The sequence below is a fragment of the Shewanella sp. 5_MG-2023 genome, from assembly GCF_030547465.1.
GTDB lineage: Bacteria > Pseudomonadota > Gammaproteobacteria > Enterobacterales > Shewanellaceae > Shewanella.
The window spans coordinates 62,677-75,080 of the sequence record NZ_JAUORC010000009.1 but is presented as its reverse complement, the minus strand read 5'-3'; the positions used below and the strand labels follow the sequence as shown (position 1 = coordinate 75,080).

The following is a 12,404-nucleotide window of genomic DNA, read 5'->3' as shown; positions in this document are numbered from 1 at the left end:
AGCCGCTGGATTAGTATTAGCCGCTGGATTAGCATTAGGAGGTATATTTGAATTAGGCATGATGACAGCTATTTACGCTAGGTTAGTGATCCACTGTTTTATTATAACCTCTGTGAGTCATCATGGTAGTGCGATAGCTGATTTCGGCCATTTCTTTTGGCTTGGTAAAGCGCCATGTCTGATTTTTTTATCAGTTCAGATAATGTTTGTTCATCATAATAAGTGCTCACCCCGGCACTGACGGTGACCTTTAGCTCGGGGTTAATTGCTGAGAAATCATGACTTGATACGTGCTCGATGATCGCTTGTGTTAGTGATATCGCAGCAGTGGAGCGAATTTGCGGTAATAACACTAAGAACTCTTCACCACCTACTCTACCAATGACTGCGTTTGCTGGTAATTTGCTAGTACAGATCTCTGCTAATGTTTTAAGGACAGTATCACCAGCATCATGACCATAGGTGTCATTTACTTGCTTAAAATGATCGATATCAAAAGACACAATAGCCAAAGTTTGCTGATTGATTAAGGCATTATTAAATAATTGATTTGCCTGTTGATACAAGGCAAGGCGGTTTGGCAACTGGGTTAGTAAATCGGTCAATGCTAACTGTTTAAATTGTTTCGACTTCTTGTTTGAGTAGAGAGTAAATATAAACAGTAATATTAATGACGCACCGCCCAGTATTAGTGCAATAATTTGTAATCTTTTATTGTCTTGTTGGGTGACTAACTGTTGCTCTTTCAGTAATTGGAATGCGATCAATTTAGCATTTTCAGCTTCAATTTTTTCACTATCAAACTTGACTAGCATTTCAGTGCTGCTTTGATTTTCCATCGCCTTATCAATTAACTGATGTATCTCATACAGGCTAATTTGTGCGTCATAGGCTTGCTGCCAATCTTGTAAGGATTCATATATCTCTATTTTTGATTTGAGTAGCATTTCATGGCCGCGCTTATTGTGATTGCGCTCAAACCCTGCGGTGGCCTTGTCTAAGTACGGTATTGCTTGCTCTTCGAGCCCTAACCCATGTTTAGCTTGGGCAAAGAACAATTGCATAAAACTATAATGAGTATCTACATTAGGGCCAATGACATCTTCATATTTCTTGAGATAATCAAGGGCGAGTTGATATTTGCCTAGTTCAATAAGTGGGTAAGACATATCTACAGCGACCCGTGCAGGGTATGTAGGGTCGGTATAGATAGTCTGAAAATGGTCCAATACGGTTAAATAGTGGTCGGCAGCTTTTTGGTATTGGCGTAAATCTTCATAGGCATAGGCCATGTCCATTTTTACCATCATGGCTAAATCAAGCTGGTTGCTCTTGGTAAAGGCTTGCTCAAGCTGGAGATAATATTTTAGGGCGGTGTCCGTTTCGCCCATACGGCGATAAGTGACCGCTAAATCTAGTAGGCTGAGGTGCTGTCTAGTGGGTAAATCAAACTCTTTATACAGCTCATGAGCCAATAATAAGTTTTTCAGCGCCATCGCGAAATCAGCGGTATAGGAGGCGATTTGACCAAGCTGTGAATAGGCATCAGCCATTAAGCGGCGATTGTTAATCCCTTCTGCTGCTAACAAACTTTCACGAATAAGGGCATTTGCCGCTGAGGTATCGCCGCGGTAACGCATGATAGTTGCTTCACAGAGCTTTAACTCTATTCGAGTGCTTGCTGGCATTGCTGGATAAGTTTTTAAGGTATCAATAATGAACTGATCGGCTAATTTATTTTCATCGCCATGGAAAACATTATGACTAAGACACTGTTTAGGCAGTAACAAGTAAGTGCGTTCGATATCTTCTACATCGAGCAAGCTTTCAAGGTCTTTAACCATTTTCGGAAAACTAGGATCGTTAATATCGGTTTGATCGGCGGCGTTAAAGAGTGTATCAAACTCAGGATTTTCTATTTTGGCAAAGCTTGAGAAACTCATACTGAGCATAGTTAAACCTAAGCCAATAATGAGCAATGGCTTACGAACTAGCATTTGGATAAACAGGTTTTTATTAATGCCGTGAAAAAGGCTTTTTTGATTGCCGCTGTGCATATATCAATGCTCTCCTTTAATGATGTTTGGGAGATATTGATAATGCCTATAGCAGTCTCTGCCGTCATTTTTTGCCTCATAGAGGGCAATATCAGCTTTTTTCAAAATAGTAGAAATACTGCTTTCATCAATCACGCTTGTAATGCCGATACTGACTGAAAATATCAAGTTATCGTTTAACTGCGGTGAGTTCACAAGTTTCATTTTATGATTAATTCGCTCAGCGAAAATCATCGATTGCTCGATATTTGTCTTTGGCATAATGATCAGAAACTCTTCACCACCAATACGCGCCACAGTATCTTCCTCGCGGCAATTTTGCTGACAAGTTTGAGCAATGAGTTGTAGTGCTATATCACCGATGTCATGGCCGAATCGGTCATTGACACTCTTAAAGTGATCTACGTCGATAAGTAAGATAGAAAATTGCACTTTTTGCTTTAGCAGCTTTTGCATGACCTCGTAGGCATGTAAGCGATTAGGGATGTTGGTGAGTGGATCTTTTAATGCTATTTGTCGATATTGCTGTGACTTTTTTTGCAGCTTAACAATTAAAATAATTAATATTAACAAGAAGATAAGTGTCATTGCTAGGGCGGTATATTGTAATTTTTGCTGAGTTTTTACGGCATTAAGCTGAATGTCTTTAAGCGCTTGGAACTCAATTAACTGTGCTTGTTTATCTTCTAGGTTATCTGAGTCAAACTTGAGTCTCATGTCGGAATTATAGGTGTCCAGCCTTAACTGATCGAGTTGTTTATGAATGCTTAAGAACTGATGGTGCCAGTAGTTAGCTGACTTATAATCAGCTTGGATAGCAAATAACTGACTGGCTAACTGATAACTAATAGCTAAACCTTTTTGCATATTATACTTTTGAAAGTTAGCTGTTGCTGCATTGAAATGCTCAAAGGCGCTAGCATAGTTGCCTTGTAACATGCGCAGCTCTAAATAATAACTATGCATGTAACCATAGTGAGAGTACATCTCGGGGGTCATGTAAGGTCGAGCTTGATTTAGCCACTTTTCTGCTTCTGCTAATCGGCCAAGTTTAATCAGCGGCGCTGACATATCAATCGCAACTCTAGCGGTGTAAAGCGGATCATTGATCCCCTCGATGACCTGATAGACTTTTTCAAAGTATTCCAGTGCTTGCTGATATTCACCGCGATCTAATTCTATATAAGCGAGTGAGTTTTCAACATTGGCAAGTAACATTAAGTCTCTGGTTTTATTAAGGTAACCCTTTATTCTGTTGTAGTAATAAAGTGCTTTTTCGTTATCGCCTGAGCGCCGGTAAATACCTGCTAAATTCAGTAAGTCTAAGCTAGCTGCATGCTGTAAGCCTATTTGTTGATTGAGCTCAAAAGACTGAGTGAAGCTATCAATCGCTTTGGAAAACTGACCTTGATAAAGTGCTTGTTTGGCAATGTTATTATGGGCTTTGGCGATGATATGCTTGTCATTTAGTGCTAAGGCTTGTTCAAGTGCAGCCTGATTTAGTTTAATCGCGCTGCTATGTTGGTCAAGGTATCTGAATGCTTTTGAACGACATAAATTCAGTAAAATTGGAATTTGTGGACTAAAAAAAGATTGCTGCTCAATGTTGTTTGTCGTGGTAATAAAGTTGTTGTTTTGCTCACTGTCACTGGAGCTAAAGGTTTTACATTGCTCAGTAAGTAACAGCTGCTGGCGCTCAATATCGTTACTGGCAATAATGTTCTCGAGTTTGAGTAATGTTTGCTCTATGACAAGTAAATCTGTGATCTGTTCTGTTTTTAATTGATGGAACAAGTCATCAGCTGCCTTGTTATCAAAAGTAAAAGCAGTCACTGAAGCACTATTCAGTAAACCGACTAATACCAACAATAACAGCAGCTGATTGATGTAACGACTCACCTTGTGACAGTAAAGGCCGTTAAAAACGCTAATTGTTGAATTATAATTATTATGCAATTTTTTATACTTGCTTTACGCAGTTCCTTCATGCTGTTTTTGTTTGTTAACTAAGGCTGTAAACTGGCTTGTTAACTCGCAACAATCCTTTTAAGCACAACTTTTACAAAAGTGCTAATCAACTTGAGCAAAACAGTGCTCAGTGCTTTTTATTGTTAGGCTACAGGTTAAAAATTGGCCGCTTTGCTTAATATCGGCCATGCAACTTTTCCCTGAATTAATATTTTTGTATTTTATTATTTAGTATTTGATAACAATATAAAAAGTTCAATTAGCCACTAGGATCAATAATATCTTTTTTCTGCAGGTGAGTATCAATAAATTTACTTAACTTTACTAACTTATTGTTATCAGCTTGGTAACTATTGCTGGTGCAGCTATCTAGGTATGTCGAATTACGTAAAGCTGCATAAATCGTTAAGCAGGCATAAAAGTTAATAAAAAAAGAGATAAGATCTATATCAAAGATTGCTAATTTAACTTACTGGCTTCACAACATTATGACAGAAATTTTGGTTTGTTCAATCAAAGCTGAATAAGTAGCGCTGTTATGGCTAAGCTTCTGTTTAAAAGGGTAAATAAATAAGTATGTGTCACACAAAGAACACTTCAGCCTGTGCTTTTGTTAATATTTACTCGCGTTTTTTTGTTTAAATGCACTGTGAGGTAATCTGATTAATTGTTTATTTCATCTTTTAAAAACAGCTGTTGCTAATATAGTTCGTTAACTGTGTTTACCATAGTGAAAACACCTTAAAAAGAGTCGATAAATGTTAAAAGCATCATCATTCATGAGTCAAGTTGTTTGCATTCATTTTATGTGTTTAACGGGCCACTTTTAATCTAACTGGATAAGATCACATTATTGACTGGGTAGGTATTTGCAGCTTCACAAAAACAACCAATATATATGTCTATAACCTATAAAGGCGTTGATAATATCGTTTATACTAGTCTGTTGCTAAATAACATAAAGCTTAAAGGTTTAATGGCAGTATTTTCTGCGATAGAAACCTTATGCCTGTGCCATTTTAAGTGCTGTTAATGCGACTTAGTTACTCAAACTGCGTTAATCACATGAATTCATGGCGCTAACTTAATCATTGAAATAGAGAACAAACTAATGAGTCAACTAAGCGAAGAGTATAAAGCAACAGCAAAGCAGATTTCTTTTAATGTCGCTAATAAAGTGCTGCCGATGGATAAATTACCAGAGACTTTACTTGAGGCTTATGAAGGTTTGTTTAATGAGCTAATTGAAGACAAGGCTGAGTTATTTGCTAAAAGCTGGCAAGCAATGCCTGCGAGTGCACAAAAATTACTGCCCAAGGCGGAGTTTCATGGTTTTTATATTGCCAATGCGTGGATGCAGTTAAGCCGTGTTGCCCAAGAAATTGCAGATGAGGCTGAGTCAGAAAAAGAAATTGATGAAAAAGAATATGATGGTGTATTTGGCCGCTTGGCAGAGCAATCATTAAAAGAAAGTATTAGAAAATTAAAAAAAGCACGTACAGATCGCTCAATGCTTAATAGCTTTAAACAAGTTATGTCTGCTTAACGCTTGCTGAAATGTTTGACTGGAGAATAAATGACACTCGCGTTACGTAAACAAATAAACTGGCCCTGTGAATTGAGCGAAAGAACCAAAGCTGAGATCATGGATATTGCTGTCGATGATCAAGGCATTGAGAAATACAGTAACTTACTGGCTGATGACAGTGAACGGGGGTATTTTTACTGTATCGATGGTCTGGGTACATTTGCCACCACCAGTGCTGATAACCGCCCTTTAGCGAGTTTTATATTTGGTAAAGAAATGTGGGTTGGGGCTGTAGCGGTTGAGATTTTCCCTAAAATTAGTCTTTATACCAATGAACTGGAACCGATCAACAGCTTGTTTTTCCCTAAATGTGAACTCACTGAGTTAGCTAACATTAACCCTGAGATTTATAAGTTTATTTATAGCATTATGCGCCGTAATACCCCTAAACTGGTTCAAGGTATGCACTTGTCATTTTATGGTATTGAAGAACGTATCATTCATTTTTTATTAGAATTAGTACGTGCTAAACGCATGATTGATTTGCCCGTTATTGAACTAAAAATCACCCAGCAGCAACTGAGTGAAATTGCCAATGTAAGTCGCCCTCGAGTCAATGAAGTACTCAATAAGTTGGCTGAAGATGGCTATATTGATTTAGTCAGAGGCAAGATGATTATTTTAGATTATACAAGGTTGTCAGAATTATTAGCGCTACGAGTGACAATGTAATACGAGTGATTATGTAAAACGAATGACTATGTTATACGAGTGAATTGTCACAATCTCGACGGGTTTATAGCTGCTATTCGGGTTAGGTTGTGAGCTGGCGTTAAATGAAAAAAAAGGGCCTTCTTTGTAGAAGGCCCAAGCACTAGTTTGGAATGCTATCCTAGTGTAGTTTACGGCGACGTTTAGCGCCTAATGTGCCGAGTAATATCAGACTTAAGATCCCCATGCTAGCGCCTGTAACTGCAGCATGAAGATAAAAACGCTACTTCAATTCGATATTGCCGCTTATGGTATTAACGCTAAATTTACCTGTGGCATCGCCGGTTGTAAATTGGATGCTTTCTCTTGCTGAATACTTAGTTTTTAGCGGTTTATCATCGGTTAATTCGTTATTAATATCGCCACCTGGGCCACCATCAATCTCAAATGTCAGGTTAGGCATTTGAGTGAATTTGACTTCAACATCACCGCTAACCGTATCAAATGATGCCTTAGTGACTTTGGCGCTTAAACTGATGTCGATATCGCCACTGACACTGACAATTTTGATTTTTTCTACCGCGCTAAAGTTGCCTTCAATATCACCTGATACTTGATCGATACTAAGCTTAGTGACTTGGTTATCTTTAGACTCTAACTCGCCACTGACGAGGCGATACTGAGCTTTGCCTGCAGAGCTTTTATCCTTGATATCGCCAGAAACGGTTTCTAATTCAAGCTTGCCATTGAGCTTGTCTGACTCAATATTGCCTGACACTGTTTGTAGTTTTATGTCGCCATCCATGTGGTTAGCTTTTAAGTTACCACTGACTAATGCCAAGTCTATTTCGCCTGACAGATTTTCAATCTTGTAATCTGCTGAAACCCCTTCAGCTTCAAGCATTAGCTTTATGGGTAATTTGATGACTAAATTTGAGCCATCTTCATCATGACCCCGATAGCTGTTGGGTAGCTTATCTTCAATAGTGATTTGATTGCCTTTTTGCTCAAAGATAAACCCTTCAGACAATTCATCTAACTGACCGGATACTGTGATGAGGTCTTTGTCCCAGCCGATGATCTCTACTTTGCCGCGCTGCACTTTTAGCTCAATTTGTGGTTTCGCATTAACCGTCATTTCTTGTTCAACGGATTGTGCTGCAAAGGCCATTGTTGATGTCATGAGTGTTGTTGTGAATAGCAGGCTGCCGCCAATGATAAGTCGGCTGATAAACTGACTAGTTTGATTGTTCATATGGAATTTCCTTGAGTCGATGGAGTCGTGTTAATTGGGGTGCGTTGTTGCTGTTGTAACAGCTGTATTTCGCGCTTCATTACCCATAACCATAAATCCCACACTTGCTTGTTATTGGGATCGCTTTTAAGGGCTTTTTGGATCTCTTTTGATGCAAGCTGCAATTCGCTATAACCCTTATTGAATGGATTAGTAAGGTCATCAAGCTGCATGCCAACAGTATATTTGTTGTCATCAAAGCCATTAATTTGCTGTTGATGGGTCAGGGCTATTTGATCAACCAAGGCAATTAAATCTTCAGTAGACTGATTGCTAAGGGCATTTGTGACGGTGATAGGCTCAAGGCTTGGCTTTTGTGCTGTAGGGCTTGTTAATAGCCAGCCTAATACCAATACAAAACTAATACTGGCGGCAACGGCAAGATGTCGCCAGTATTGCGAGTTAGCGCTGCGGTACTGAGTTGCAGCATCAGTTTGCTTTGCTGGCACTGAAGAATTTGTTGGGGCGCTTATTTTCGCCTCAATGTCTTGCCATAGATCTTTGTTTGGTGAGATCTCTTTTGGCAAGCTATCAATAAGCCTTGTTAATTGTTGCTGCTGATTGCTATTTTTCATGCCAACATCTCCTGTAGCATCTGCTTTGCTCTGTGGTATTGGGCTTTACTGGTGCCAACGGCAATATCCAAAATCTGCGCAACTTCATCATGTTGATAACCTTCAATTGCGCACAGTACAAACACCACGCGGGTGCGTTGTGGCAGTTGCATAATTAATTTATCAAGGCGGTGATACTCTTGATGGCCGTTTTGCGTTTGATGATTTTCGCTGAGACTTTGATGATGCTCACTCAAGCTCGATTCTGGTAAAAATCGATGCCAAAAGCTTTGCTTTGCTTTCATGCTGTTAATAGCTTGGTGGACACACAGCTTATATAACCAAGTCGTAAACTGACTATCGCCATTAAACTGATTTAGCTTTTGCCATAATCTGACAAAGCAGTCTTGGCAAATTTCATCGGCATGATCAGCGCTACCACTTAAACGCAAACAAATTGCATACACACGGCCTTGATGGCGCTGATAAAGTAGCTTAAACGCTGCTTTATCGCCGCCCTTAGCTTTCGCCACTAAAGCGTCATCTAAGCAGGCATTATTGATTTCACCAGCTTCAGCAGCGCGAGTATTACTGCTGAGTTGATTATCAATGTCTGTGATATTGCTTGAGGTTAAGTTCACCAATTATTCCAATGTGATGTGAGTTACTAGATTAGACATTAGCAAGTTGCTAAAAGGTTTACTTGATTAAATAAAATATTTTTTTGATTACAATGGGGAGTCAAAATGCTGAAAAGCATCTGCTTGAGTAAGCTTAGGTGTGAAAGGTTAAAGTGAAAATTTTAAGTGGAAGCAAGTAGGATAGGGGCTTGGCACAACTTTAAGGGCTTTATGGTTATAAAAACAAAAATGCCCAATGGTGAATTGAGCATTTTATCAGTGCGATTAACTTTAATTACCGGACTTAAGCAACTAGCCTTTAGGACTATTTGGCGACAATCGTGTTAACGCCATCTGGGCTGCCAACCAGCAATACATCAGCACCGCGGTTAGCAAATAAACCATTAGTGACCACACCAACAATTTCATTTAATTGCTTTTCTAAGGTTTTAGGATCAAGAATGCGGTAGTTGTACATATCCAAAATTACATTACCATTGTCAGTGACGACACCTTCACGGTAAACCGGATCGCCACCTAATTTTACTAATTCACGAGCAACGTAAGAGCGCGCCATTGGGATCACTTCAATAGGCAGTGGAAACTCACCTAAAATCTCAACTTGCTTGGTATTATCAACAATACAAACAAACTTTTTAGCCACAGCCGCGACAATTTTTTCACGGGTTAATGCCGCGCCGCCGCCTTTAATCATGTCCATATGGTCATTGATTTCATCAGCGCCATCAACGTACACAGATAGATCTGAGACACTATTGAGATCAAATACTTCAATGCCTAAACCTTTTAGTTTTTGGGTTGAGGCTTCAGAGCTTGATACGGCGCCTTCAATGTCATCTTTCATTGTCGCTAACGCATCAATAAAGTGATTAACCGTTGAACCTGTTCCAACACCAACAATTGAACCTTCTTCAACATATTTAAGTGCAGCCCATCCAGCGGCTTTTTTCATTTCGTCTTGGGTCATATCAACATCCTGAGGTGGCAATCTACCAATGGTAAGTAATAAATTTGGTTAAGTATATCAAATGCAAAGCCATAGCAGATACGTTACTGACTGATTTTATTTAACTGTCAGTAACACTATTCGTTACAGGACGTTATAGGATAAAGCTGCGCGTGTTTAAAAGTATTGAACCCCGAAGATTGATATCACTGATTTTATTTAACTGCTAGCCACACTATTTGTTATAGGGCATTACAGGACGTTACAGAATAAAGCTGTGCGTGTTTAATAGCATTGATCGACCGTAAATTGATATCACTGAATTTATTTAACTGTCAGCAACACTATTCGTTACAGGATAAAACTGCGCGCGTTTAAAGGCATTAAGCACTCGAAGATTGATATCACTGCTAAATTTACGCTCTAGCCTGATATCCATGACATAGGCCTTAACGGTTAGCATGATCAGGTGTTGTCCGTAGTCGTAGTGGCTGGCTATATTGACAATAATCGGTTTATTTAAAAAGGTGTAGGGAGAGCATTGGGTGGCCTCTTTTGCCAGTTGCATGGCTTTTTGATGGTCAACCTCAATAGGTAAACAAAACCCAACGACCACCATTTCATCCAGTGCGCCGCTATTGGCGTTGGATACCGCAGATTTAATTGCCTCAGCGTTGGGCACCATGACGGTATTATCATCAAAGGTGCGCAGCCAAGTGACGCTCCAATCGAGCTTAATGACTTCACCATAATGGCCTGACAGTGTCACCATATCGCCGACTCGATAAGGTGGATTTACCATTATAATCAGCCCTGCAATCATATTTTTGGCGGGCTCTTGAGTCGCTAAACCCAAGACAATACCAATTGAGCCAATTACTGCGAGGATGAGATTTTCGTGAGGGTTGATGATGACCACTATGGTATAGACAATGACGCTCGCCCAAATAATTAATCGTATAAAGGGATATAAGCGACTCCACAATAGCCGATATTTAGGCAGTTGCTGGGTGAGCTGTTTAAGGGCAAATTGACTTAATACCAATATCAGCCATGCAAAAAAGCATACAAGAGCAAAGGTAAATAGTTTATCAAATGAAATAATATCCACTATCGCCTGTAACGCTTTACGAGAGTCTTCCATAGCGCTTAGCTCCTACAAATAGAGTTTATTATGATTGAGTAAATGCATTGCAATAATGCGGGTTAACGTCGGGGTAATAAAGTAATAATGCTGGGCAAAGTCTTGCTTTGAATAATGGACTTTCACCAGTCCTTGGCGGGCTAAGTATTCAAGCTTTAATGAACTGTGCTCTATGCTGGTGGCAAAGATGTCGGCGTGTTGAAAAACCCGTAAACCGCCATGGACGTATAGCTCAGCTAAACTAAATAAGTCCTCATCGATGCATTGTTTCAAGCAGCTTAAATCCGGCGAGCTAATGGGGCTCAAACTCATCGGGCTATTGCCATCATCTACCATGGCGGCGTGTAACAATACGCTGGCCAGTTTTGGGTGCCCATCACTGGCTTGGTGCAATTGCTTGCATAGGCTATCAAAGGCACTATTGTTGGCTTCTTCTGTGCTAAGTTCACAGATTTTTAGCGGAATCTTATCGGTTTTTTGCTTCAGTATTTCGCTCAATTCTTGTTGTGTAAAATAATCCATTTTGACAATCGACTTTACAAAGTTAGTAATGGAATACTGCGAGGACAGCCGATGCCAGACAAAGCTTTCGCAGCCTAATATCCAACAATGATGTTGGCGGGTTTCCATTAAAATAGTGGCAAAAGTCACTAAGGCTTGGAAATTACCCATCATTCTGAGCATTAGCTTATGTAAATCATCAATAATAATAATCTGCTGGGGTTGCTGATTAATAACTGTAATAGCGGCGGTGATTGAGTTGGGTTCATCAGTAATGTTGAAGCAGTAACATAAATTGGCAATGGCCGCTTTAGTGGATAATACCCCATGGTAAAAACTGAGATAGGTGATGTCGTAGTGATGGCCATATTGCTGATGAAATTGATTCAGCAGGGTACTCACTCCTGATCCAAATGGACCGATTACCGCGGTGAGTTCACCTTTTTTCTGTTGCCAGCGCTCAATGGCATCGGTCACTTTTTGGCGCTGAGCATCACGGCCTATGATGGTGTCAACGCCAGCAATTAAAGGGCTATACAATAATATCTGCTCAGCTTCTGAGGCTGAGCTGCTGTTGGGGTAATGATTCGCTAGTGCTTTAAGTGACAGTTTCCCTTCAATATTATCTTCATCTAGCTGGGTATTGTGCGCTAAGCCTATTAGCGCTTTTATTTTTTGCCATGCAGTTGAGAGTATTGGCAACTTAATGTCCATTGATCGCATTATCCTTTTGCAAACGGCGAATATAACCTTGCTTTAAGCAGTTTTAAAAGCTTGTTATCAATCGTTTAACTGTAGCACAGCGGCGGTTAACTTTTGATTTATTCGTATACGGGGAGGGGGGAAGCGAATTTAGGTTTGATGCCGTTTTTCCCATCAAGGCAGTAACAGAACAATGTTTTTTAACCTCAAAAAGAGGGCTTAAAAAGCGACATGTATCAATATGAGAGGTTATTTTGATACAGCGTAGTGTGACTTATGACGATCTTAATCGCTATTTTGTCTGGGGTGCAGTTTGGTTAATCGAATAAGTTGTTAACCTACTTTATTTTGTAAAATA

The 12,404-nt window shown here is 39.6% G+C and carries 10 protein-coding genes and 1 pseudogene; 2 read left to right on the top strand and 9 right to left on the bottom strand.

Going from position 1 to position 12,404, the window contains the following annotated elements; translation table 11 throughout:
* Positions 1 to 101 precede the first annotated feature (101 nt).
* Together Q4557_RS06965 and Q4557_RS06960 are read right to left on the bottom strand one after the other, a co-directional pair.
* Positions 102 to 2,057, bottom strand: coding sequence for a tetratricopeptide repeat-containing diguanylate cyclase (locus Q4557_RS06965; RefSeq protein WP_303411649.1), 1,956 nt, complete (start codon positions 2,055 to 2,057; stop codon positions 102 to 104).
* Between the two features lie 3 nt (positions 2,058 to 2,060).
* Complete coding sequence (locus Q4557_RS06960; protein WP_303411647.1) at positions 2,061 to 3,956, bottom strand: tetratricopeptide repeat-containing diguanylate cyclase; 1,896 nt, start codon at positions 3,954 to 3,956, stop codon at positions 2,061 to 2,063.
* Positions 3,957 to 5,136: 1,180 nt separating this feature from the next.
* Between Q4557_RS06960 and Q4557_RS06955 the strand changes: the two genes are divergently transcribed.
* Both Q4557_RS06955 and Q4557_RS06950 read left to right on the top strand, forming a co-directional pair.
* Positions 5,137 to 5,571 carry a DUF3069 domain-containing protein gene (locus Q4557_RS06955; RefSeq protein WP_102440466.1) on the top strand — a complete coding sequence of 145 codons (435 nt, stop codon included), beginning with the start codon at positions 5,137 to 5,139 and terminating at the stop codon, positions 5,569 to 5,571.
* Positions 5,572 to 5,601: 30 nt separating this feature from the next.
* Positions 5,602 to 6,285, top strand: a complete 684-nt coding sequence (locus tag Q4557_RS06950; protein WP_102440467.1) for a Crp/Fnr family transcriptional regulator — start codon at positions 5,602 to 5,604, stop codon at positions 6,283 to 6,285.
* A gap of 160 nt (positions 6,286 to 6,445) precedes the next feature.
* On the opposite strand, the pseudogene Q4557_RS19930 reads toward Q4557_RS06950, so the two are convergent.
* From Q4557_RS19930 to Q4557_RS06920, 7 genes and pseudogenes are all read right to left on the bottom strand, one after another.
* Positions 6,446 to 6,517 (bottom strand): annotated as a pseudogene (locus Q4557_RS19930) (GlyGly-CTERM sorting domain-containing protein); the annotation flags it as partial.
* 30 nt (positions 6,518 to 6,547) lie between these two features.
* Positions 6,548 to 7,519: a DUF4097 family beta strand repeat-containing protein gene (locus Q4557_RS06945; protein WP_241903591.1), complete on the bottom strand. Its 972-nt coding sequence runs from the start codon at positions 7,517 to 7,519 to the stop codon at positions 6,548 to 6,550.
* A complete protein-coding gene (locus tag Q4557_RS06940) occupies positions 7,516 to 8,133 on the bottom strand; it encodes an anti-sigma factor (RefSeq protein ID WP_102440468.1) in 618 nt (205 codons plus the stop codon). Before Q4557_RS06940 ends, Q4557_RS06945 begins: the two co-directional genes overlap by 4 nt.
* The gene (locus Q4557_RS06935) at positions 8,130 to 8,675 is read right to left on the bottom strand and encodes an RNA polymerase sigma factor (RefSeq protein ID WP_102440488.1); all 546 of its coding nucleotides are present in this window, start codon (positions 8,673 to 8,675) and stop codon (positions 8,130 to 8,132) included. Before Q4557_RS06935 ends, Q4557_RS06940 begins: the two co-directional genes overlap by 4 nt.
* Positions 8,676 to 9,057: 382 nt before the next feature.
* The gene (gene rpiA / locus Q4557_RS06930; protein WP_303411639.1) at positions 9,058 to 9,720 is read right to left on the bottom strand and encodes a ribose-5-phosphate isomerase RpiA; all 663 of its coding nucleotides are present in this window, start codon (positions 9,718 to 9,720) and stop codon (positions 9,058 to 9,060) included.
* 307 nt (positions 9,721 to 10,027) lie between these two features.
* On the bottom strand, positions 10,028 to 10,843 hold the full coding sequence (locus Q4557_RS06925; RefSeq protein WP_303411636.1) for a mechanosensitive ion channel family protein: 816 nt from the start codon (positions 10,841 to 10,843) through the stop codon (positions 10,028 to 10,030).
* A 12-nt stretch (positions 10,844 to 10,855) separates the two neighbouring features.
* Entirely contained in the window at positions 10,856 to 12,058 is a 1,203-nt protein-coding gene (locus Q4557_RS06920) for an ATP-binding protein (RefSeq protein WP_303411634.1), read from the bottom strand.
* Positions 12,059 to 12,404 lie beyond the last annotated feature (346 nt).

What these genes read in the sequence shown, in the direction of transcription:
- Q4557_RS06925 (WP_303411636.1), bottom strand. Translation starts at nt 10,843, where the DNA reads ATGGAAGACTCTCGTAAAGCGTTACAGGCGATAGTGGATATTATTTCA.
- Q4557_RS06940 (WP_102440468.1), bottom strand. Translation starts at nt 8,133, where the DNA reads ATGAAAAATAGCAATCAGCAGCAACAATTAACAAGGCTTATTGATAGC.
- Q4557_RS06945 (WP_241903591.1), bottom strand. Translation starts at nt 7,519, where the DNA reads ATGAACAATCAAACTAGTCAGTTTATCAGCCGACTTATCATTGGCGGC.
- Q4557_RS06950 (WP_102440467.1), top strand. Translation starts at nt 5,602, where the DNA reads ATGACACTCGCGTTACGTAAACAAATAAACTGGCCCTGTGAATTGAGC.
- Q4557_RS06955 (WP_102440466.1), top strand. Translation starts at nt 5,137, where the DNA reads ATGAGTCAACTAAGCGAAGAGTATAAAGCAACAGCAAAGCAGATTTCT.
- Q4557_RS06965 (WP_303411649.1), bottom strand. Translation starts at nt 2,057, where the DNA reads ATGCACAGCGGCAATCAAAAAAGCCTTTTTCACGGCATTAATAAAAAC.
- rpiA (WP_303411639.1), bottom strand. Translation starts at nt 9,720, where the DNA reads ATGACCCAAGACGAAATGAAAAAAGCCGCTGGATGGGCTGCACTTAAA.
- Q4557_RS06920 (WP_303411634.1), bottom strand. Translation starts at nt 12,058, where the DNA reads ATGGACATTAAGTTGCCAATACTCTCAACTGCATGGCAAAAAATAAAA.